Source organism: candidate division KSB1 bacterium (assembly GCA_016214895.1).
In the GTDB taxonomy this organism is placed as follows: domain Bacteria; phylum Electryoneota; class RPQS01; order RPQS01; family RPQS01; genus JACRMR01.
This window is the reverse complement of record JACRMR010000020.1, coordinates 346559-369513: the sequence shown is the minus strand read 5'-3', so window position 1 is coordinate 369513 and position 22955 is coordinate 346559. Positions and strand designations below refer to the sequence as shown.

General features: G+C 60.4%; 15 protein-coding genes. 7 read left to right on the top strand and 8 right to left on the bottom strand.

All coding sequences use genetic code 11. From position 1 onward, the window contains the following. Positions 1-24: 24 nt before the first annotated feature. From HZB60_11370 to HZB60_11335, 8 genes are all read right to left on the bottom strand, one after another. Positions 25-1605, bottom strand: a complete 1581-nt coding sequence (locus HZB60_11370; GenBank protein ID MBI5060366.1) for a T9SS type A sorting domain-containing protein — start codon at positions 1603-1605, stop codon at positions 25-27. A gap of 29 nt (positions 1606-1634) precedes the next feature. Next, positions 1635-3602, bottom strand: a complete 1968-nt coding sequence (locus HZB60_11365; GenBank protein ID MBI5060365.1) for a T9SS type A sorting domain-containing protein — start codon at positions 3600-3602, stop codon at positions 1635-1637. 233 nt (positions 3603-3835) lie between these two features. Next, positions 3836-4744, bottom strand: a complete 909-nt coding sequence (locus tag HZB60_11360) for a D-2-hydroxyacid dehydrogenase (protein ID MBI5060364.1) — start codon at positions 4742-4744, stop codon at positions 3836-3838. A 97-nt stretch (positions 4745-4841) separates the two neighbouring features. Further along, positions 4842-7031: a TonB-dependent receptor gene (locus tag HZB60_11355; protein ID MBI5060363.1), complete on the bottom strand. Its 2190-nt coding sequence runs from the start codon at positions 7029-7031 to the stop codon at positions 4842-4844. 190 nt (positions 7032-7221) lie between these two features. Beyond that, positions 7222-8694, bottom strand: coding sequence for a T9SS type A sorting domain-containing protein (locus tag HZB60_11350; GenBank protein MBI5060362.1), 1473 nt, complete (start codon positions 8692-8694; stop codon positions 7222-7224). A 101-nt stretch (positions 8695-8795) separates the two neighbouring features. Next, on the bottom strand, positions 8796-10133 hold the full coding sequence (locus HZB60_11345; protein ID MBI5060361.1) for a hypothetical protein: 1338 nt from the start codon (positions 10131-10133) through the stop codon (positions 8796-8798). A 255-nt stretch (positions 10134-10388) separates the two neighbouring features. Then, entirely contained in the window at positions 10389-11873 is a 1485-nt protein-coding gene (locus HZB60_11340) for a T9SS type A sorting domain-containing protein (protein ID MBI5060360.1), read from the bottom strand. Between the two features lie 179 nt (positions 11874-12052). Beyond that, positions 12053-13141 (bottom strand): alanine--glyoxylate aminotransferase family protein, encoded by a 1089-nt coding sequence (locus HZB60_11335; protein MBI5060359.1) that lies wholly within the window; start codon positions 13139-13141, stop codon positions 12053-12055. A gap of 491 nt (positions 13142-13632) precedes the next feature. Here HZB60_11335 and HZB60_11330 point away from each other — a divergent pair, with 491 nt between their 5' ends. The 7 genes from HZB60_11330 to HZB60_11300 all read left to right on the top strand — a co-directional run bounded on the left by HZB60_11330 (position 13633) and on the right by HZB60_11300 (position 22818). Then, positions 13633-15372, top strand: coding sequence for a Na+:solute symporter (locus HZB60_11330; protein MBI5060358.1), 1740 nt, complete (start codon positions 13633-13635; stop codon positions 15370-15372). A gap of 126 nt (positions 15373-15498) precedes the next feature. Further along, complete coding sequence (locus HZB60_11325; protein ID MBI5060357.1) at positions 15499-15828, top strand: hypothetical protein; 330 nt, start codon at positions 15499-15501, stop codon at positions 15826-15828. 53 nt (positions 15829-15881) lie between these two features. Then, entirely contained in the window at positions 15882-16670 is a 789-nt protein-coding gene (locus tag HZB60_11320; protein MBI5060356.1) for an RNA methyltransferase, read from the top strand. 69 nt (positions 16671-16739) lie between these two features. Continuing rightward, positions 16740-18764: a hypothetical protein gene (locus HZB60_11315; GenBank protein MBI5060355.1), complete on the top strand. Its 2025-nt coding sequence runs from the start codon at positions 16740-16742 to the stop codon at positions 18762-18764. A 410-nt stretch (positions 18765-19174) separates the two neighbouring features. Next, positions 19175-19465: a GIY-YIG nuclease family protein gene (locus HZB60_11310; GenBank protein MBI5060354.1), complete on the top strand. Its 291-nt coding sequence runs from the start codon at positions 19175-19177 to the stop codon at positions 19463-19465. A 350-nt stretch (positions 19466-19815) separates the two neighbouring features. Further along, positions 19816-21024, top strand: a complete 1209-nt coding sequence (locus HZB60_11305; GenBank protein ID MBI5060353.1) for a peptide MFS transporter — start codon at positions 19816-19818, stop codon at positions 21022-21024. 657 nt (positions 21025-21681) lie between these two features. Beyond that, positions 21682-22818, top strand: coding sequence for a CHAD domain-containing protein (locus HZB60_11300; protein ID MBI5060352.1), 1137 nt, complete (start codon positions 21682-21684; stop codon positions 22816-22818). Positions 22819-22955: the final 137 nt, after the last annotated feature.

Sequence of the window (22955 nt, the reverse complement as noted above, 5' to 3'; positions counted from 1 at the left end):
ATTCCCCCCTTAGGAATGTGTTGGTTACTTGATAAGCAGAAGTTTCTCCGTGATCGAGCTTTCGGCGAGTTCGAGCCGCGCAAAGTAAAGCCCCGATTCGAGTCCGGCCCCATTCACACTCAGCTTGTGCTCGCCCGCGTGGTAAGCGGAATTCGCAAGTGTTCGCACTTCGCGGCCCAGCAGATCAAACAGCACGAGCTTCACCACGCCCGCTTCCGGCAACCCAAACGAGATCGTCGCCATGCAGTTGAACGGATTCGGATAGACGCCGAGCGTCAACCGATCCGGCAACGGAGACCCGGGCGACTCCGCGCCCAGGCCGACCGCCACGCCGTGCAGCGGGACCGTGAAGGTCCGGTTGTAATAGTCGCTGCGGAAGCTGAGTGTGCCGTTGTACTCGCCGGGGGCTTGGGGCAAGAATATGACTTGCAGCTCGTGCGTCCAAGCCTCGTCAAACACCGAATCATCCGCCGCAAACGGCGTCGTCGTCGAAAGCTCCGTCAGCCGCAACGGAACGAACTCATTCGTAAACTGCGTGCTCGCGAAGGCGAACTCGCCCACGGTGATCGTGTCGAACTCCAGCGATGCCGGAACGATCTCGTTCTCCACGACGTTCGCGAACAACCCGGTGTTCCAGAATTTCAAGTCGGGGTCGTACCTGTACCCCTTCAGGTATCCCGTGCTCTGGCGGGTCGAGCGATGAACGTAGCCGCGTTGTTGCTGGCCAATACTACCCCAAAGATAGATCACCCCACGGTCATCCGGCATACACGTACACACATAGCCGCTGTCGGGATCATTCTGTTGCGCAAAGGTGAAACTCCCGTGCAGCGAATAGTAAAGTCCGTTCAGCGCAATGTCCGTCGAGTCGGGATCGGGCTGGTTGTTGCCATCACCGCCGGAGTTCTCGCGGCCATTAGCCCACGTGTTGAGCACGACGATGCTGCCCTCGGCGATCAGCGCGAATTTCTCCTCGTGTCCCGGCACGATCTCGCCGCGGACTGGATCGGAACTGCCGTAGCGGATGTTATCCTCAAGACCGACATCCGCGCTGGAACACAGAATCAGATTCGTGGTGACCACACCCCATACGCTGAGCGGCGCTTCAAACCACACGATAGCGGAGTCTTCAATGAAATGGTCCACAAAGTCCACGGAGTCGAACGGCTGGTTGAATCCGGCAAACCAGACGCGCAGCCAATCTCCGAACAACCGCACCCGCGCGCGCATCGTGTCGCCTTCATCGAAGTAGTGCCCCTGCGCAATCGCCTGCTCGCGGTGCCACTGCGCGTTGTCAGGCCAGGGGAGCGGCGGTGCACCGTGGACATACTGCCAGCATTCGTGTCCGTAGGTCGAGTCCCACCACACACTGTCCGATGACTGAATCACGTACTCACACGGAGCGGAGGGCACGCCCGTCATCATCATGAACATGTCATTTGTGCGAATCGGGCCGCCGAGGGTATCCAGATGCCACGACCTGATCCGGCCGTTGAACACCGTAAGTTCCGTGTCGCTGAAGTACATATAATTCAGCGCGTACGGCGCACTCGCCATCGCGAGAAATAGCACCGCAAACAGTAACCGCTTTGCCGTGGCTCCCATGATTGTCTCCCTTCCCCCATTTGAGTTGACTATCTGACCAACAGCAGCTTGCGGGTCAAAGTGGTGCGTGGCGTGCTCAAATTAGCGAAGTAGATTCCCGAGGGCAAGCCCGTGCCATCAAAACTGACCCGATGTTCGCCCGCGCTCAGCACGCCATCGTGCAAACTCTTCACGGTCCGCCCGTTCAAGTCCAGTACTTTCAGCGAAACGTGCGCTGCCGCCTCTATGATAAAGGCAAGCGTCGTGCTCGGATTGAACGGGTTCGGGTACGCCGTCAGCTCGAACGATGCCACTACTACATGGCCACTTTCATCCATGATCGAAGGACTCAAGCTGAGCCAGACCTGCCCGCCCGCGAACGCATCGAGGTCGCCGTCGTTATCCGCGTCGGCAAAACTCACCTCGTAATCACCGATCTGCGCCGGAAGGATGTTCTCATACCGCACCCAACTTCCTCCGCGCCGGAACCAACTCTCCCAGCCGTCCTGCCCGTGACCGATCAGCTCGGCCAAGCCGTCGCCGTCGAGATCGGCGAGGCGGATCAGGTCGAACTCCGTTATCAGCCCGTCGGTCCACTCGGGATGATGCACGAAGTTGACATCGGAAATGTCCCCGACGATTTCATAGAAATTTACCACTCGCGGCGCGTCCCAGATCCAGGCAAGGTACGCGATTTCCGCTCGCCCGTCACCGGTGATATCGCCCAGCAGCGGCGCGCCGGAAAGCGTGTCCTCCGCGAATTCAAGCGACTGCCCGTCCACCGCACACAGGGAATCGTGATTCGGATTTCCGCGATTGAGCAGAAAGTCCCAGTGGCGCGTCCGGTCAGGCATCCGGATCACGCGAAGCAGATCACTCAAGTCGTCTCCGTTAATGTCGCCCCGGCTCAACTCCAGGCACTCTAAGCCATGATTGTCCTGGATGTTTATGCAATTTGTGGCCAGCGTATCCCAGCCGTCCCCCGTGCGATATTGCGCACTGAAGGCATGCGCCCAGACGCTCGGAACTACCTCCCAATCGTAATTGCGATACCCGATGACCGTCTGCTGACCGGCAACCCGGAAGTTGGCCGCCACCGTCCCGTCAAACCGTCCCCAACTGCGATGCACTCGCGGTGACAGCAACTCGCCCGGCATCAACTCGGTGTGCTGCCATCCGCTGAACGTCCGATCTCGGGCCAGGGCCTCCCAATCACCATCGCCGTTCAGATCACCACCGCACAGCGGTGCAAGTGACGCGGCGGCCGGAGCCGGCGCCAGCACGCCGTCCGTATTTGCATACACTCTTACGGATCGAAGCGGCGGATCGCCGAACGAATTGTCATTTGCAATCGCCGCATCGAGATCACCGTCCCCGTCAACATCACCGTGATAGATGGATAACACCGACGCGTATTCCAGCATCTCCCCAAAGCGCTCTTCCCACACCCCCGCATCATTCCGCTCAAAGATGCCCACGCACGGATACATGCACAGCGTCGCCAGCTCCGCCACCATGTCCAAGCGACCGTCCCCATCAAGATCCGCGAAATCCGCCCGCCAAATCGGAAATTCAAATTGGAACAGCGCCGCGAATTCCGTGCGCTCCGTCCAGGCCGTATCGTTGATCCAACTGAAGCAACGAACCAGCGTCGTATCCGTATCAAAGGTGAACGTGATCAGTTCGTCCGCGCCATTCCCGTCAAGATCGTAGGCCGCAAGCCCGAGCGGATACGACTCTCCGATTAGTCCGTGCCAATCGGTCATCGTCCCAGTCCAGCGCACCGGCTCCGCAGGTTGCACGCGGCGCGCCAACACGACATTCGGGCCCACGATCTCACAAAACTCGCCCCACCCATCCCCGTCAAAATCACCGACCACCGCAAGCTGTTCGCTCACCTGCTCCGGAAATCCCGTCGGATGAAAATAATCCTCCGCCAGCAACTCCCACTGCCACGGCTGCGCATTTCCGATTGCGGAAAGCACCAGCAGCATGATGATCAATGTCAAACCGCGCATCGTGAACTCCTTCCATAGCTTTGAATAACAGTAGAAAAAAACACAGAGCCTGCCGCCCGCGAAAAAACTCTCGCAAGTATGACAAGCTCTGTGATGACTATTCCGATCATGTGCCCCCGCACGTCGATCCAAGTTTGCCGCCGAGCCGGGACTGCGCCCCAGCTACGCCGAGCCGGGTTAAGTCTTCGCAACCCGGCCGGAATCCGGCTCAGCTTCTCCGTCTCGCAATTCTTCTACCCGAAAAACTCCTTCAAGATCTGCACTACCTCGCCGCCCACCCGCGCCTGTGCCTCCACCGTCGCCGCACCGATGTGCGGAGCCGCGACCACCTTCGGATGCTCAACCAAATCCTTGCGCGGACTCGGCTCGCCGACCCACACATCAATCCCCGCGCCGCGCAACTTGCCCGCGTTCAGCGCATCGAGCAATGCCTGCTCATCGACCACCCCGCCGCGCGCGCAGTTAATCAACACCGCGCCCTGCTTCATCCAGCCAATCTCCGTCGCCGTAATGTCCGGTCCCGCCGTCTTGTCGTACGGCACATGCAAGGACAGAAAATCCGCCTGCTCAATCACCTCGCGCTTCGTCAGCAGCGGCACGCCGTGCGACTTCGCCACCTCCGGGAATTTATCATAGGCCACGATCACGCGCATGCCCAGCGAGGCCGCCTTCTGCGCCAGCTTCGTCCCGATCCGGCCCATGCCAATGATCCCCAGCACCTTGCCGCCGACTTCCATCCCCTTCGAAAACGCCTTCTTGTCAAACACGCCCGCCTTCATGCTCGCCGTCGCCGCCGGAAGCTCCCGCGCCACCGCGAACATCAGACCCAGCGCCAACTCCGCCACCGAATCGCTCGACGCCCCCGGCGTGTTCATCACTTTCACGCCCTGCCGCTCCGCGTGCGCGACGTCGATGTTATCGACGCCCACGCCGCCGCGCACGATCAATTTCAAATTCCTGCCCGCGTCGATCACCGGGGCCGTAACCTTCGTCGCCGACCGCACCACGATCGCGTGATACGGCCCAATCTGCTGCACCAGCTCGTCCGGTGCGTAGTGCTTGACGTCAACCGTATAGCCAAGTCCGCGAATCGCGTCCACGGATTTGGCATCGATCTCGTCCGAAATCAAAATGTGAGCCATGAGTCCTTCGAAAATCGGAAATGAAGAGGAACGAAATGAAACAACCAGAATGAATCAAGAGAAGTCCGCGGCGGCACCGGTCGCCCTGCGCCCCGCCTCAAAACCGCGTGCGCAACGCCACGATGATATTTCGCCCCGGCGCGCTGATCCCCGAGGACATCGGCCGGTAGTGAATGTCCATCATGTTTTCGCAACCCAGACTGACGTCAAGTCGCGAATGCGCCTTCACCAGTCCGCGCAGATTCAGCGTGTACCAGCCCGGCGTGCCGTCCACGGTATAGAGCTGCGTCTTGCTCTGCTCTTCCGGCGCGAGATCGCCGAACTGCTTGTCAAAGTTATACCGCGCAAAAAACTCGCCCGACCACCGCGACCGCTCGTACTTCAACCGCGTCTCCCCAAACAGCGGCGGAATATGTCGCAGCGGCACATCCGCCTCCGTATCGCGTCCCGCGGTATAGGTCAGCATTGTCCGCGCATGCCACTTCCGGCTTGCATCCCAGCTCAGCGCCAGATCAAAGCCCGTCACGTATGCGCGCCCCGCGTTCACGATCGCCTGGACTTCGGACAGCGTACCTTCATACTCGATCGAATCCTGCCCGTTGAACTGGAAAGCGCGGCGCACCATCGCGTTCACCAATTGCGAGTAATAAACCGCCCCGCGCGCCGTCCAGCGATCTCCCCAGCGCTGCTCCAGCCCGAGCTCGCCGTTGTAGGAGTACTCAGGACCCAGCTCAGGATTCGGCACCACCACACTCCCCGGCTCGGAATCGAAGACCTTGCCCACATCGTCCACGTTGGGCGCGCGAAAGCCCGACGACAGGGAGCCGAAGAGACGCGTGTTCAGTACGGGATGATAGCTGAGGCCCACGCTGCCGGTCAGAGCGCCCGTGCGCACGTCGATCTCGTCAAAGGGAAACGCGTAGAACCGCTTGTCCGCAAACTTGGAATTCAATAACGTGTGCGTGTAGCGCAAGCCGGTTTCGAGCGCGGTCGTGCGGCTCGTCGCCCAGTCATGCCCGACATACGCGGCAACGGACGACAGCGTGCTCCCGCCGTCCGGATAGCGCGTGGATTCGGGGCCAAGCTCGCCCGTCATGAGATTCTCGCGCACTGCTTCCGAAATCACGTCGTTGTGCGTGAGTTCCAATCCGTATAGCAGCTGCTGCCCCGCGGCGATCCGCTTCCCGAGATCCGCGTTCAGCGAATACACATCGATAGCTTCCGTGCGATGCGCGAGACTTTCACTCGCGAAGCCGCGGTCGTGGCGGCTCTCCTGAGCATACTGCTGTGCCGCGATGATGCTCGCCTCGTCGTACAGCCCGCCACCGTCGGTTAGTCGCAGCTGGATCCGGTTCATCAGCCAGTCCTGCGGTCCGTAATACCATTGCGCCGCGCGCGGCCGGCCTTTGCGGTATTCCAGCAAGCGGTCGTAGCGCGGGATATTCGAACTCGTGCTGTAGTAGAAAGCGTAGTGCGCCTGCCAGCGCGGCGAGCCAAAATAGCTGACCTTCTGCAGCAAATTGAACTGGCTGTAGCCCGACGGCTTCTGCAGGTTCTCGTCGTCATTCGCCACGATCACGTCCGTTTCACCGACGCGCACCACATACTCCGGCCGTTTCCCGTAATCCGGATAACCGTCCGGACGCACCGAACCCGCTCGCAGATCATCAAAGTCGGAGTAGGTCAGCCCCGTCAGAAATCCCCATCTGCGGTAGCCGAGTTCAATGTGAGCGTGACCGGTCTGCTCGAAATTCGCCGACGAGTAGCGCGTGAACCCGCCGCCCCGCACCGCCGCTGCATTCGAGAACGACGGCCGCGGCGTCGGCGTGTTGAAGATCATGACCCCCCCCAGCGCATCGCTGCCGTACATCACCGAGCCCGGCCCGAACAGCACCTCCGCATGCTCCAGCGTGCTCGCATCGAGCTGAATAATATTCTGCAAATTGCCGCCGCGATAGATCGCGTTGTTCAGCCGCACGTTGTCCATCACGAGCAGCACCGAATTGGCCGCAAACCCCCGCAGCAGCGGCGAGCCGCCGCCCAACTGACTCTTCTGGACAAAGACCTGCCCCGTGTGGCCGATCGCATCCGCCGCCGTTTGCGGATTCGCGAACTCCAACTCCCGCTGCGTAATGCTCGTCACACTCTGGGGAATCGCCCCGCTCTGCGTCTGCCAGCGCAGACCCATGATTGTCTGCTCCGGCAAGACATAACGCAAACTGTCCGGCCGGACGTCTTCCGCATACACGATCGCCGCGTGCAACAGCATCAACAGGAGAATCCGCAACCGTCGCTCCTCACGCTTCTTTGATCCGATCTTCGACTCAACCTGTAGAACTGCCGCAACCTCCGTGCCGCCAGCCCAACCCCGAGCGAGGTCTCCAAGCCCTGCCGGAATCCGCCGCTTCCACCCCTCCGCTTCAGCGGGGGGGCAGGGGGGAGGGAATCGGCATTTCAGCGTTTCAGTCTCTCAGCGGTTATCTCAAATATAACACTTTCCGCGTTTCCATGCTTCCACCGCTCCGTAGCATCACAAAATAGATGCCTGTCGCCACGGTAGGCGTCCACGTCACCGCCCGCCGCCCCGCGTCAACCCGACCATCCACCAACGTGGCTACACGCTGCCCAACCGTATTGTGCACCTCTAATTCCACCTCCGCCGCGTGAGCGAGTTCATACTCAATCCGCGGTTCGCTGTTGAAAGGATTGGGGTAAGCAGACAATCTCGGTGATACCGGAACCGGAACCGGACGACTCGCGCCCGCGGAGAGCGGCGTGTCCCAATTGATTCCCGCGATCAACAACCGCGTCGAATTCTCGTGCGTTTCTTCCCGCTCGGTCCACACTACGAAGATCCGCCCGTCGTTCAATACCACCGGATCTGATTCCGTGATCACATGAACGGAATCGCGCCAATAGAACACGCCCGGCGCCCGACTGTCGCCATACGGACTCAAGCGTGCGAGTTCCACGTATGACGGACGAGTCCAGCTGCCGACGAACCCGAATGACGGTTGGAGGATAGCGCGATGAGGAGCCTCGGGGTGGTTCAAGTCCGCCAGGAGATCGCAATTCCGCTCCGTGTCCAATCGATAAAGCACATTGCCGGAGCCGTGGCCGTCGGAGTACAACATCATCTGGCCATCGTGCATCACTCCGAATCCCGAAGCGGCGGAGAACCAGGCAATCGGGCAGTCAAACGTGCAGACCGTGTCCAATACCGTGCTGTCAGCCGCAGGATATGATCGCAACAAGGCCGTGGTCTCGACAAAGTGGCTGATGATGGGTATAAAGACCCAGCTCGTGTCCGTCGTGCGAGAGTAAGGTATGCAATCCTCCGGTCCGAACAACTGGTACTCGGGCGGTAGCACCTGTCTTCGATACTCGATCGAATCGCCCATTGCGCTCAGATAAACCTCGTTGCTGCATTCGCCGTACGGACCGCCACATGTGTAATGGATCCACGACATCAGCCAACCACCGCCCAGGCGCGGCGCGATGTGCGGAAGGAAATACCCGTAGCTCGATAGCCACGGCACCTGCGATTCATGGCTGCTGTCGATTTGCTGTGACAGTATGCCGCCGGCGCGTCCGATGATACAGAGGAGCCGCGTGGAGTGAACGGTGGGCTGATTCGAGACCGTCACCGCCCATCGATCCGTGCCTTCCGCCACGCAATCGTGAATCTTCTGGGCGAGCGAATCCGTCCGCACGACTTCGAACGTCCCGACGAGCTCGCGCATCGCCAAGTCATAGAGCTGCGTGCGGACCTCGCTTCCCTGCCCCGGGAGGTGCACCCAGAACAAACGCACTGTCGAATGGTCCACCATCGCCGCGCGCGGCCAGCCAATAGATTCCGTCGTATCCACCTCCATCACCACCCACGGCCCTTCTACAGGCTGCGCCACACAAATCGTCGAAAGGAGTAACAAACCCAGTAAGCAAATCATGGCAACCTCCTGCTTGTGTTTTCGCCGAGCCGTGCGTCCCCGCATGGCCGGTATCGGGGAGTCGGATCTCCCCCAATAACCCGGAATTGACATCCGCAATCTTAGTTTCCCAATATTCGCACATGCACGCCGATTACCGCATGTCCCTCGCTTCCCGTCAATATCGTCGGTTCAACCGCCGCGAAATCAACCCGCTCACCAAGCAAACTCGCGATGCGCCGATGCTGATAGACCGCAATCCCATATCCGCCCACCGCGCCCAGCATCGTACCCAGGTACAGCGGAGCATTGTCGTCTCGACCGCTGTTGATGATCGTTCCAATGCCCAACCCGGCCAGCCCACCCGCCAGCCCCGCGATGATCGACTGCTGCCCCGCCGCCACGGTGTACGACTGCCCGCGCACCAGCACGTGTCCCGCTACCAAACCCGCCACGCCGCCGAGAATCCCGCCAGTCAGCAAAACATCCTCGTCATTCACATCCGCCGTCCCCATGATCGCCAGCGGAATGCCGATCCCCAAATACCCCGCGCCGCGAATCACATACGAATCGCCGCGCGTGTACGGGTACTTCAGCGCGAGGCCGTTTTCCAGTACCATACCGCCAGCCGCACCGAGCAGACCCCAGCCCGCCAGCTTCCGCCATTCTTCTTCGTCATCTTCGCCCCGGTCCGTCAGCGCGCCGATACCCATCCCCAGCGCATCACCGAAATCGCCGCCCGTCCCGATCATCCCCGCGCGTCCGTCCGTCATGTTCCGCCTCGCGCCCAGCGCGAAACCGCCGAATCCCGCGGCGACACCCCCGGCGAAAGTCAGGCCGACGACTCCCCGGTCCTCGGTCTGATCGCCGCGAAACACCGACGCCAATTGGTAGGTAAATAATGCGCCCCGCGTGAGCCCATACGTCGCCAGTGAGGCCGAAGCTCGCGTCACATTCGAGCGCTCCGTCGCCGCCCACGGCACAAAAAAGCTCCCGCCCGCCGCCAGCAGATAGAGGCCCGTCGCCGCCGCGCCGTCCTCGATGCTGAGGATGTACGGTAGCACCGGTCCGTAGCCGAAGATCCCCAGCACCGTCGAGTTCAACAACAGCTTCGTGCGGCCCGTCTGGTCGAGGTAGAGCTCCGGCGCCGACGTCTGAATCCGCCCGTCGATCTCCTGCCGCAACTGCGCAACTTCCAGAGCGGTCAACGGCCGCCGCTCGCGCTCCACGCTGTCCGCCGGGCCTGACAGAAGCTCCAGCGTGAACAGCGTGTCCTGCTCGACATACAACCGCGCCTCGCGGAAATCCGCCACGTCGCGAAACATCCGCAACTGCTGCGCAAGCTCGGCCGAAATCGTGCGCAGCTTGCCCTCGCTGTCGAACGCCACCTGCCGCTCCGCCGCCGGCGACTCGCCGACACTCAGAAGGACGAAAATCAGTGCGATCAACGTGCGTGTCATGTTCGACTTTCGCCAAGCGGGAACCGTGTCCCCGCCGGAATTCTAAGCGCCCGGACTCCCCGTAGCGCCATACAAATATGCGCCCCGCTCTGTTCTAAAGCACCCCTGTGCTCAAGCGTTTTGGCGTTTTCGTCCAGAGCCCCATCCCCCCTTTCAAGGGGGGATCATAGGGGGGTGTCGGAATTCTATTCTCTTGCGGCGGCACGTCTCTTGAGTCGGGACGTGCCCCGTTCGGAACTCGGATTTCCGCTCAGCTCACTTGAGACTCATCACCTTCACCGTCCGCACGTCCGCCCCCGCCCGCAACTGCACAAAGTAAATCCCCGTCGCGCCGCCCGGCCGCCAATTCACCACGTGCTTCCCCGCCGCCAGCTGTTCATCCGCAAGCACATCCACGCGCTGCCCCACCGTATTGTAAACCGCAAGCTGCACGCGCTCCGCCTGACCGAGTTCGTACTCAATCCGCAATTCGCTGTTAAACGGATTCGGAAAGGCCGACAGCGAAAGCGATGCCGGCGTCGGTGTGAAGAGCGGTCTGCCAACGGTCAGTGGTGTATTCCACGAGCAGCGCGCGATCGATAGCGAGGCCGCGGCACTATCGTTGGCCAGCCCTTCCGTCCAGGCGATGACGATCTGACCGAACTCATCGATGGCGATATCCGTGGTGAAGATGCGATGCAGGAGGTCCGTTTCGTAAACAAGTCCCCGGGACAGGTGCGGATTGCCCGAAGTGTCGAGGCGCATGAGCTCGATGTAGCCGTCGGTGCTTCGCGCCAGAACCCAGCCGAGGTCGGGATTCCAGGCGGATTCAGACCAGGTTTCAACGTTGGAGAACTCCGAGAGCGTGAGGCAAGCGCCGCTTGGCGAGATCTCAGTAGCAGAACCGACACCATCGCTCATGCCCGTTTCGAGCGCGATCCAGCGGCCGGAGCGGGTCATCTGAAAGTCGCTCCATTCATCGTCGCACATCGTCACTCGCCACGGATCGCCGTAGGGCTCGGGCGGAAACCAGCAGAGGCCGGATTGGGTCTCGACACGGATGGTACCGAGGACCACCACCGAATCCGCATGGATGACGATGGGATAGCTCGAATGCGGTCCATACACCGCGTCGTCTCCCGCCAGATGCTCAGCGACCGGATTGAGGTTAGCATCCAGCGTACGAAGCGCGATCAGGTTCAGCGGCTCCGGGAAATACGGATGGTTACCGTGCTGCAGCCACGAAACAAACGTGCCGGAGGCGCCCATCCGCTTCAGCAAACGGAAGTCGTCATTCCAGTGGTCGCCAGCGAATGGACCGCCGGAGTGATGGACGATTCCGGTATCCAGCTCGCGGCCATTCCATGCGCCAGCGAGGGAGCTGATGAGGAGGGTCCGGTTGCGCTTGACGTTATTGGCGAACCGATAATCCTCTTCATACACTACAGCAGCCCACGAATCGCGCGACAGCGAAAGGCCATCGCCGATGGTCAGCCGCCGGCCCGCTGCCGACCAAACGGGCGGGAAACTGTCGGACAAGATTCCGTGCTGGATCCAGTCAAAGACCCCAAAGCGACAGGTCGCGAGGGTGGTATCGCGATCCTGTACGACGAACATCACGCTGCGGTCCGGGCCCGCCGGGCCGATGCACAAATCCGTGAAGACTTCGCCGGTGGCCGCCACCACCACCGTCCATGGCCCCTCCGCCGGCTGAGCAATACAAACACTCGAAAGGAGCAACAAGCCCAGTAAGCAAATCATTGCAACCTCCGTTTCGTGCTTTCGTCCCTCGGGTCTCCCTCCACTTTGTGGGGGGGCCGGGGGGTCGAGTTCCGGAATCGACTTTCAAGTTTCAAGTTTCACGTTTCACGTTTCAGGTTTTCTTGAAACAAAAGAGGGACAAGGTTCTCAGCCCTCGTCCCTCCGTCTTCAGCCCGGTTCTATGCCGTCGCCGGCACCGCGATCAGTTCGTCCAGCCAACCCAGCAACTCCTTGATGTCTTTCACTTGCCAGTCGGCCATGTGTGCGATGCGGAACGTCTTCTCTTTCAAATCGCCGTAGCCGTTGGAGATGATCGCATGATGCGTCTTCGACAAATCCTTGTTGAGCTGCGAGATACTGATCCCCCGCGTGTTCGTGATCGTCGAGAGCGTCACCGACTCATAGCCCTTTTCCGGGAACATCTCAAAGCCACGTTCCACCGCCCAGCCGCGCACCAGCTTCGCCAGCTCCTTATGCCGGTTCCAGCGATTTTCCAGACCCTCCTTGTTCAGGATGTAGTCCGCCTGCGCGCGCAAGCCGAAGATCAGCGGCACCGCCGGAGTATGCGGCACTTCGTGCTTGTCGTTATATTTCTTCGCATCGATGAAGTTCACATAGTAGCCCGGATTTTTCGCCGTCTCCGCGCGCTTCATCGCTTTGTTCGAGATCATCGTCACGCACAACCCCGCCGGCAGCCCCCAGCATTTCTGCGTCCCGGCCAGACACACATCGAGTCCGAGCTTGTCGCATTCGATCTTGTCGCCGCACATCGCCGACACCGCATCTACACAGAACATCACGTCGGGGTACTTCTTCATCAACTCGGCAATCGCTTCGATCGGCGCCCGCACGCCCGTCGAGGTCTCGTTGAACACCAGACAAAAACAGTCGAACTCGCCGGTGCGCAGCTTGGCATCGACCATTTCCGGCTTGATCGCCTGTCCCCACGGGACTTCAATCTTGTCCGCCGGCAGCCCGTTGTACTTGGAGGAGATATTGTACCAACGCTGCGAAAACGCGCCGTTGACTCCGTGCAGCACCTTCTTCTGCACCAGATTCCGCACCGATCCTTCCATCACCCCCGTCGCCGAACAGGAAAACAGCAGCACTTCCTGTTCCGTGTAGAGAATCTTCTTGGTCATCTCGACCGCTGCCTGATGAACGTCGCGGTACGCCTGCGTACGGTGGCCGACCTGCGGACGGGCGAGTTCCTGAAGCAGTTCGGGCCGTACTTCAACCGGCCCCGGAATAAACAACTTGTCGTGCATGGATGCCTCGTAATGTCCTGTATTTTCAGCGCTTGCCGCGCCTTGTGAATTTTCACGCAACCCCCCCTAACCCCAACCATAAATGTACGACTTTCCCACTCGAAATGCAAGGTGCCGATCCCTTGCCTCTTACAGCGAAATGTCTATCTTTACTAAGGCTAACGGACACGTCCAAACTTGAAACTTCAAACTTGAAACGTGCTCCGCTTCGCAGCCGCGCACTGCGGGCGCTCGCTCTGCTCCGCCGAGCATTGACTGCGTCCCTGCCGGAATCTCGCCGTGCCAACCCGAAAACACGCGGGCCGCCCCCTCCGCCGTAGCGCCGCATGGACATGCATTCGGAATAACGCTCCACAAGAACGCGAACCGCCGAGCCGGGTTAAGGTCTGCCGCAACCCGGCCGGAATCGGAAAGCAACATCCTGTGCCGCTGACGTGCCCCGCTCCTCTCTCTTCTTTCACATTTCAAATTTCAAGTTTCAAGTTTTCTAAATGAGTCTCTCCTCCCTCGACTGGTCCATCATCATCGTCTACAACGTCCTCAGCCTCGTCGTCGGACTGCTGATGACCAAACGCGCGCACCAATCGACGGAAGAGTACTTTCTCGCCGGTCGCGCGCTGCCGTGGTGGATTGCCGGAACGACGATGGTCGCGACCTCGTTTTCGTGCGATACGCCGCTCTACGTGACCAAGCTCGTGCGCACCGCCGGAATCTATGAAAACTGGCAGTGGTGGTGCTTCGGCATCGGCTCGCTGTTCGCCACTTTCTTTCTCGCTCCACTCTGGCGCCGCGCGAAAGTTCTGACCGACGTCGAACTCACAACACTGCGTTACGGAGCAGGAAAAGCGTCGCAGACCCTCAGGGTCTTCCGCGCGCTGTGGCTCGCGCTGCCGATCAACGTGATCGCCATGGGCTGGGTGATCCTCGCGATGTACAAGATCATGCATCAGGCCGTCGGTTTGGAGAAGATTGACGCCATCGTCATCTTCACCGGCCTCGCCTATTTCTACACGCTGCTCTCCGGTCAGTGGGGCGTCGCGCTCACCGATCTCGTCCAATATGTCATCATGCAGGGCGGCGCCATTATTTTCGCCTGGTACGCGGTCGAAGAAGTCGGCGGTCTCGCGGCCCTCAAAACCGGCATCGAGTCCACGATGCTCAAGCCCGACGTCCTCGCCATGGCGCCGCAGCCCGGTCCCGGCGATTTCTTCTCCGCCTCGTTCTGGCAGCCCGCGTTCGTCGGCTTCGTGACCTACATCGGCGTCACCTGGTGGGCCAATGTCAATTCCGACGGCGGCGGCAAGGTGATTCAAAAGCAGAACTCCTGCAAGAACGAACAGCACGCGCTGCTCGCCACGCTCTGGTACAGCTTCACCAATGTCGCGGGCCGCAGCTGGCCGTGGATTCTCACCGCGCTCGCCTCACTGCTGATCTATCCGACCATCGCTGATCCCGAGATGGCCTATCCCAAGCTCATGATGGAGATTCTGCCTTCCGGTCTCAAGGGCCTGCTGGTGGCTTCGCTGCTGGCCGCGTTCATGAGTACGATTTCCACACAGTTGAACTGGGGCGCGAGCTACCTCGTCAGCGATGTTTACAAGGTGCATCTCGCGCCGGGTCGCACCGACAAGCACTACATCTTCTCCAGCAAAGTCGCCACCACGATCGTGCTGATCGCCGCCGGACTCGCCGCCTACTTCACCGAGTCCGTCACCGATGCCTTCAAATTCGTGATCGCCTTCGGCGCGGGCACCGGCCCCGTCTATATTCTCCGCTGGTTCTGGTGGCGTGTCAATGCGTGGACCGAAATCTCCGCCATGATTGCCTCGAGTGTGATCACGCTCGGCCTGCCGCTGATCTACACGTCCGGCTACGGCGCGAAATTGCTCATCATCACCTTCGGCTCCGCCGCGATCTGGATCACGGTCACCCTGCTCACCAAGCCCGTGCCGCTGGAAACGCTCGCCGAGTTCTATCGCCGCACCGCACCCGTAGGCCTTTGGACCAACGTCCGCCGCTGGGGCCGCGAACATGGCCGCATCGTCCCCGCCGCCGCGCCCGTGGCCAAACCCCTGCGCGGGTTTGCCTGGGGCATGCTTTGCGTCTTCGGCCTCACGCTCGGCGGCGGCTACGCGCTGCTACTCGACCCCACGCCCGCCGTCATCTACTTCATCCTCGCCGCCATCGGCTCCTTCGGCCTCTTGAAAGAGGGATACTTGAGGACGACGTAAGGTACACCACTCGTAGGGGCCGACTGCGTCGCCTGGCTTCGCGCTCTTCCACCCCCTCCGCTTCAGCGGGGGGGCAGGGGGGGGAATTTGGCATTCTCAGATCTCATTTCTAATACTTTTCCGTCGATGCCCACCGCCCTCACTTCCTATTCCCCGCAGTACAAGAACCCGATCAGCAGCGTTCGCGGCGACGTGTTCAGGCTCGGTCAGCGTGACGACGAATACCCCGGCTGGATCTGGACCACCGCCGCCGATGGCCGCAGCGGCTGGACGCACGAATCGTTTCTGAGCATCGACGGCGAGCGCGCCACGCTGCTCGAAGCTTACACCGCCCAAGAGCTGACCATCCGTGTCGGCGACCTGCTCGAGATTCTGCGCGAAGTCGGCGGCTGGTACTGGTGCCGCACCGCAAACAACGATCTCGGCTGGCTCCCGTCATCCATCTTGGTACCTTAACCACTTGGTTGCTCTGATTTCAAGTTTCAAGTTTCAAATTTCAAGTTTTTTCAGTGGACTTCCTAACCCCCACCCGCAAACAGCTTTCCGACTGGGCCAAACTTTCGCAGAAGAAACACCGCCGCGAACTCGGCCAGTTTCTGATCGAAGGCGAAGTCTGCACCGGCGAAGCGCTCGATGCACAGCTCAAGCTCGAAGCAATTTTGCTGCAATCGGCCAAAGCCGATGAATGGGCCAATCAGTTCGGCGATTTGCGCGCGCCGATCTATCGCGTCAATTCCGAATCGTTCGAGCGCATCACCAAACTCGAAGCCAGTCAGGGCGTCGTCGCGGTGGCCAAGATGTTCAGCCTGCCGCCGCTCAAATCCGGATTGGCAATCGCCTGCGAGCAGGTCTCCGATCCCGGCAATTGCGGCGCGCTGATTCGCGTCGCCGATTTCTTCGGCGCGAGCTGTCTCTATCTCGGCCGCGATTCCGCCGACATCTGGAACGGCAAGGTCGTGCGCGGCTCGATGGGCTCGCTGTTCCATCAGCCCGTCCGCGAGCATTGCGATTTGCTCGACCTGCTCGACGAATGGCCCGGCGAGAGCGTCGCCTTAGTCTCCCATGGCGGCACTCCGCTATCTTCCTACTCCCCCCCAACTCGCTTGGGGGGGCAGGGGGGGGGTATCCTCGTTCTCGGCCACGAATCCCGCGGCTTATCCGACGAGCTCGCGATGAAGTGCACGCATCGTCTCACCCTCGAACGCCGCGGCCACGCCGAGAGCCTCAACCTCGTCACCGCCGCCGCCGTCTTCGCGAACACGCTGACAGCCACCCCCCCGTTCAAAGGGGGAACGTAGGGGGGTCGAGCCGCCGAGCGGGGTGCCCTCACCCCGCCGGAAGCCGCCTCGGACTCCCCCCCAACTCGCTTGGGGGGGCAGGGGGGGGGTATCCTCGTTCTCGGCCACGAATCCCGCGGCTTATCCGACGAGATCGCGATGAAGTGCACCCATCGCCTCACCCTCGAACGCCGCGGCCATGCCGAGAGCCTCAACCTCGTTACCGCCGCCGCCGTCTTCGCCCACGCGCTGACAGCCATCCCCCCTTTCAAGGGGGGATCATTGGGGGGTGTCGGATTCGGTTTCTTCCTTCTTCCTTGTTCCCTGTTCCTTCCCAAAATGATTACTGTAGATATTGGTTTACTCTGGGGCGAAGCCCAAATCACCGGTGAACTCCGCGGCGACTTCGCCGTGGAAGGCTGGACCGACTGCAATCGCAAATTCGATCTCGATAGAGTCAGCGGCGCCTTCTCCGCTTTTCTCCCCCCCACATCCTGTGGGGGGGCCGGGGGGGGAGAATCTGAATCCCCCCATTCTGATGGGGGGACAAAGGGGGGTCTCGGCTTCGCCATCCGCCTCGCCGAATGTTTTTCGCCCGAGTCCGCCGCGCGTGTGCTGAATCATGTTCCCACCGCGCTGTCCGGCGATGGCGTCGATGTGCTGGAGGCTGGCCGCATGTGGCAAACCGGTTCGCAGACATTCGACAACCGCGTCTGGTGGCCCGTCGTCAAACTTGCCAGCCGTGGTGACGCCGAACCGCTGTTAACTCAATTGCGCACCGTCGCCGCGCTGAACCCCTTCGGCTTCACCGTCGTTCCGCTCAGTGAATCGGAACTCGGGTCTCCCCCCACATCCAGTGGGGGGACTAAGGGGGGAAATCTGTTCGCCTGCTCCCTCAACGACCTCTCCACCCAACTCATCCGTCTCACCGCTCGTCCCTTGAGCGACTCCGCGCGCTTCGCTCTGCATCACGTTCCCATCGGTCGCGGCTTCCACTGGGAACGCAAAGAGACCCTCGAATATCGCGGCGCACTGCGAATTTTCGGCCACCCCTCCGTTCACGGGGGGGCAGGGGGGGGGCTCGCGCTAACCGCCTCGAACCGCCTCCCGCTCGAGCACTATCTCGAGAGCGCCGTCGGGAGCGAAATGCGCAGTGATCTGCCGCCCGCGTTTTCGCAGGCGCAGGCGATTGCCGCACGTTCCACGGTTCTCGCCACGGCCAACCGTCATCATCGTGCCGACGGCTTCGATCTCTGCAACGACGATCACTGCCAATGCTATCAAGGGGTGTCGCGCGAGGCCACCGCGGTCGTTGCTCCGATCCGCGAGTCAGCAGGACGAGTGTTAGTGACGGACACATCGTTCATCGTTCATCGTTCATCGGTGGAATCCGAGTCCGCTTCATCCCTCATCCCTCATCCCTCATCCCTTCGCATCGTGGACGCCCGCTACGCCAAGTCCTGCGGCGGCATCAGCGAACGGTATGAAGCGTGCTGGGGCGAGGACGATCATCCGTATTTCGCCGTCCGCGCCTGCGGCGACTTCCCGGTCCCCGATCTCACGGACGAAAAAAACGCGCGCGCGTTCGTGTTGTCGCATCCGCCCGCGTGGTGTGACGGCCAACTGCATCCCTACCCGGAACCGTGGGACAAGGACCCGCTGTACCGCTGGAAGTTCCGCTACACCCGCGTCCAGCTCGGCGAGCTGATCGCCAGGAAAACCGGAGCCAATATTGGCTCCGTGCAATCCCTCGAAGTCCGCAAACGCGCCGCCTCCGGCCGCATCCTAATCCTGAAGATTCAAGGCTCCGCTTCGGACTCATCGTTCCTCGTTCCTCGTTCATCGTTGGAGCCGGCCTCATCCCTCATCCCTCATCCCTCATCCCTGACGCTTTACGGAGAGTTAAACATCCGCCGTGCGTTATCTCCTTCGCACCTCCCCTCCAGCTGCTTCGTGGTCGATGAGGTCGATGACCAGATCACCCTCACCGGCGGCGGCTGGGGGCACGGCGTCGGCCTCTGCCAACTCGGCGCCGCCGCCATGGCCAAAGCCGGCCGGACCGTCGAGCAGATTCTCGATCACTATTATCCGGGCAGCGAACTGGCAATCTTGTAGCGCGCGCCTTGGCACGCGCGTCCATTGACTCGCGGCGGCAGGTCTCTTGAGCATTGACCTGCCCCGCTCGGAAAATTCCTTGGCGGCACTTGTCTCCAAGTGCCCCATCCGAAGCAATCGCTGATCCACTAACACTAAATCACACAGGGCAACGCTTAACACACTGTCATCCAGAACCGCGCTCTTCCGACTTGCGCGGTGAAGGATCACCGACAGTGCGTTCGCGCCGCCGCTTCAAACGCTGCCGCCCATGTCATTCTGGACATTGCCGACGCAATTCTGTCATTCTGGACTTCGCCGTCTTCGGCGGATGTCCAGAACCTCTCGGGCCTTCGAGAATCTCTCCGAGAGGTCCCGGACTCCCGCTGAAGACCGCGGGGTCCGGGATGACGGTCGTAAGAGCTTCAGGTATGAATAGCTTCTTCGTGTACATGCTCAGCAATACCAATCGGGGCATTTACATTGGCGTCACGAATAATCTCGAACGCCGTTTGTACGAGCACAAGCACGGATTGGTCGAGGGGTTTACCAAGAAATATAGAATGCACCGATTGGTCCATTACGAAGTAACCAGCGATATTCGATCTGCGATCACGCGCGAGAAACGACTGAAGTGGTGGCCTCGGGCTTGGAAGGTCAAGCTGATCGAGTCTATGAATCCGAACTGGAACGACCTGGCCGCCGATTGGTCCTCCCTCTAGGACGAGCAATCCTAATTCTGTCATTCTGGACTTCGCCGTCTTCGGCGAAAGTCCAGAACCTCTCGGGCCCTCGGGAATCTCTCCGAGAGGTCCCGGACTCCCGCTGAAGACCGCGGGGTCCGGGATGACGGTCGTAAGAGCTTCAGGTATGAATAGCTTCTTCGCGGCGGCAGGTCTCTTGAGCATTGACCTGCCCCGCTCGGCCTTTTTGGTTTGCCGTTTGTTCGCCCTCGGAACTTCAATTTTCAATTTTCGATTTTCAATTTTCGCATCCCCCCGCCATGCGCCACCCCCCCGGCCTCCCCGTCCTGTTCTTCACCGAAATGTGGGAACGCTTCAGCTTCTACTGCATGCTCTCCATCCTCACGCTCTACATGGATGAGAGCCTGCACTTCGAGAACAGCACGATCGGCCAGATCTACGGCGGTTACATTGGCCTCGTCTATTTCACTCCGCTGATCGGCGGCTGGCTCGCGGACCGCTTCCTCGGCTTCCGCAAGGCCATCTACCTCGGCGGCGTGATCATGGGCCTCGGCCATCTCTCGCTGGCCTTCGCCTCGTTGCCGTTCTTCTTCACCGGCCTGATTTGCTTAATCATCGGCAACGGCCTCTTCAAACCCAACATCTCGACCATTCTCGGCAACCTCTACCACGATCTGCCCGAAAAGCGCGACGATGCCTACAACATCTTCTACATGGGGATCAATCTGGGAGCCTTCGCTTCTCCCCTCGTCGCCGCCTACCTGCGCGCCCATTTCGGCTGGCATTACGCCTTTGGCGCGGCGGGCATCGGCATGTTGTTTTCCCTCGCAATCTTTCATATCTTCAAGCGGCATGTGCTCGCGGGAGATATTACCCCCGGCACGCGTTCAACTCAAAAGAACCGCTCGTCCGTCGAGCTGACCCCCAAACAGGAGCGCGACCGCATCACGGCCCTCTTGCTGATCTTTGCGGTGGTCGTCGTGTTCTGGATCGCCTTCAAGCAAAATGGCTATACCCTGACCTTCTGGGCCCGCGATTGCACCGAAACCTCGCTGTCGCCGGAGATCTTCCAGTCCGTCAACCCGTTCTTCATCCTGCTCTTTACACCCCTGCTCGTGCGCTTCTGGAGCTTCCTGCGCGGCCGCAAACTCGAACCCGCCACCTCCTCCAAAATCGCCATCGGCATGCTGCTCACCGCCGCGGCGTACATGATTATGGCGGTTGCCGGGTGGGTCGGCGGCGACGTCGGCCGCGTCAGTTCCGGCTGGCTCATCAGCACCTATGCCACGATCACGATTGCCGAACTCTGTCTGTCGCCGATGGGTCTGTCGCTCGTTTCCAAACTCGCTCCCGCGCACAAGCAGGGCCTGATGATGGGTGGCTGGTTCGCGGCAACCTCCCTCGGCGGCTGGCTCGCCGGACAGGTCGGCGTCGCCTGGACCAGGATGGCCCACAGCAGCTTCTTCTTCCTGTTGGTGATCGCCTCCCTCGCGGCTTTTGCAGTGCTGATGTTGCTGCTCAAAAAGATTCACGCCACCATCGTCGAGGCTGAGCAACTCGAAGCCGCCCACCGCTGAGTTTCCCACCGCCGAGCCGTGCGTCCTCGCGCGGCCGGAATCGGATCTCGGCTCTCCCCCCACATCCAGTGGGGGCCGGCGGGGTGCGCGTCTTCGCGCATCAGCCTTTCAAGTTTCAAGTTTCAAGTTTCAAGCTTCAAGTTTCAAGTTTCAAGTTTCAAGTTTCAAGCTTCAAGCTTCAAGTTTCAAGTTTCAAGTTTCAAGTTTCAAGCTTCAAGCTTCAAGTTTCAAGTTTCAAGTTTCAAGCTTCAAGTTTCAAGTTTCAAGTTTCAAGTTTCAAGCTTCAAGCTTCAAGTTTCAAGTTTCAAGTTTCAAGCTTCAAGTTTCAAGTTTCAAGTTTCAAGTTTCAAGTTTCAAGTTTCAAGCTTCAAGTTTCAAGTTTCAAGTTTCAAGTTTCAAGTTTCAAGTTTCAAGTTTCAAGCTTCAAGTTTCAAGTTTCAAGTTTCAAGTTTCAAGTTTCAAGTTTCAAGTTTCAAGTTTCAAGTTTCAAGTTTCAAGTTTCAAGTTTCAAGTTTCAAGTTTCAAGTTTCAAGTTTTCTTGAGGAGCTTCCCTATGGTTTACGGCTCCCGCAACAATATCACGGACAAAGTCCGCGCCGTCGTCAAAGCCGTCCACGTCCTGCTGGTGAAAGAATAATCTGACTCGGATTTCGGATTTTGGATTTCGGACCGTCTGACTCCCCGCCCGATCCCGCGCTCTGCCGCTTCGCCGCCAAGGCGATCCGCAAACGCCTGCGCGCACTCGCCAAAGAACACGCCGGCGCCCGTGCGGCAAAGGATCCCGAGTGCGTGCATCGCATGCGCGTGGCCAGCCGACGCCTAAACATCGCGCTCAATCAATTCGCGCCCTGCTTCCCCGAACGCCAGTTCAAACGCTGGCATGCCGCGCTGCGCCGTTTGCGCCAGGCCCTCGGCGATGCCCGCGATCTCGATGTCCAAATCCGCTTTCTGGAATCCCTGCTTCCCACGATCACAATGGGCACCCCTCCGCTTACGGAAGGGCAGGGAGGGGGCGCCGACTCATCTGAGTCCCCCCCCAACTCGATTGGGGGGGCTACCTTGGGGCACCCCCCCGTTCACGGGGGGGCAGGGGGGGGTGAGTTGGCCCGTCACCTCATCCCCGGCATCGTCCGCGTCCTGCTGCGCAAACGTCAGCGCCGCGAACGCCTGCAAAAGGAAGTGATTCGCGCCATCGACCGCTTCGAGGACGATGACATTCTGCACGGGATCCGCGCCGGAATTCTCGCAATTCATGACAGCGATGAAGAAGCCGACGCTCCGGCGGAAACTTCGCGCGAGCTGACGGCCATGGCCGGCCTCGCCATTCAGGAGCGCCTCGATGAACTTCTGCAATGGGAACGCTGTGTCAACGATCCCGACCGCATCGACGATCATCATGCCATGCGGATCGCCGCCAAGCACCTCCGCTACACCATGGAACTGTTCGGTCCGGTTTTCGCCGATGAACTGAAAGCCGACATCGAAATCTGCAAGGCCTGTCAGGAGCTGCTCGGCAACATTCACGATGCCGATGTCTGGATCGACCAATTGCCGCGCTTCATCGAAAAAGAGCGCGGGCGCACGCTGGACTATCACGGCCACGGCAAGCCGATGGAGACGCTGCTCCCCGGAATCCAATGGCTCGATGCCCGTTGCCGCTCCGCTCGCCACGAGCAGTTCGCCGCCTTTCAGGAACGCTGGCGAAAACTCCGCGCCGACCGCGTCTGGGAACAGCTCTCCAACCGAGTCTCCGAGCTGCCGCCAGCTCCGAATTCCGCCGCCGAGCCGGAATAAATCAACCCCAACGCCCCGCGAAACCCGAGGCCGCTTGGCGGCACTCGCGTCCGCGGCGGCACTCGCGTTCTTGGCGGCACTTGTCTCCAAGTGCCCCATCGGGGCGGACGTTGGCGGCGGCACTTGTCTCCAAGTGC

Coding starts and splice junctions, on each gene's coding strand:
- HZB60_11350 (MBI5060362.1), bottom strand. CDS start 8,694: ATGATTTGCTTACTGGGTTTGTTACTCCTTTCGACGATTTGTGTGGCG.
- HZB60_11330 (MBI5060358.1), top strand. CDS start 13,633: ATGAGTCTCTCCTCCCTCGACTGGTCCATCATCATCGTCTACAACGTC.
- HZB60_11365 (MBI5060365.1), bottom strand. CDS start 3,602: ATGCGCGGTTTGACATTGATCATCATGCTGCTGGTGCTTTCCGCAATC.
- HZB60_11325 (MBI5060357.1), top strand. CDS start 15,499: ATGCCCACCGCCCTCACTTCCTATTCCCCGCAGTACAAGAACCCGATC.
- HZB60_11310 (MBI5060354.1), top strand. CDS start 19,175: ATGAATAGCTTCTTCGTGTACATGCTCAGCAATACCAATCGGGGCATT.
- HZB60_11340 (MBI5060360.1), bottom strand. CDS start 11,873: ATGATTTGCTTACTGGGCTTGTTGCTCCTTTCGAGTGTTTGTATTGCT.
- HZB60_11345 (MBI5060361.1), bottom strand. CDS start 10,133: ATGACACGCACGTTGATCGCACTGATTTTCGTCCTTCTGAGTGTCGGC.
- HZB60_11305 (MBI5060353.1), top strand. CDS start 19,816: ATGCTCTCCATCCTCACGCTCTACATGGATGAGAGCCTGCACTTCGAG.
- HZB60_11360 (MBI5060364.1), bottom strand. CDS start 4,744: ATGGCTCACATTTTGATTTCGGACGAGATCGATGCCAAATCCGTGGAC.
- HZB60_11370 (MBI5060366.1), bottom strand. CDS start 1,605: ATGGGAGCCACGGCAAAGCGGTTACTGTTTGCGGTGCTATTTCTCGCG.
- HZB60_11335 (MBI5060359.1), bottom strand. CDS start 13,141: ATGCACGACAAGTTGTTTATTCCGGGGCCGGTTGAAGTACGGCCCGAA.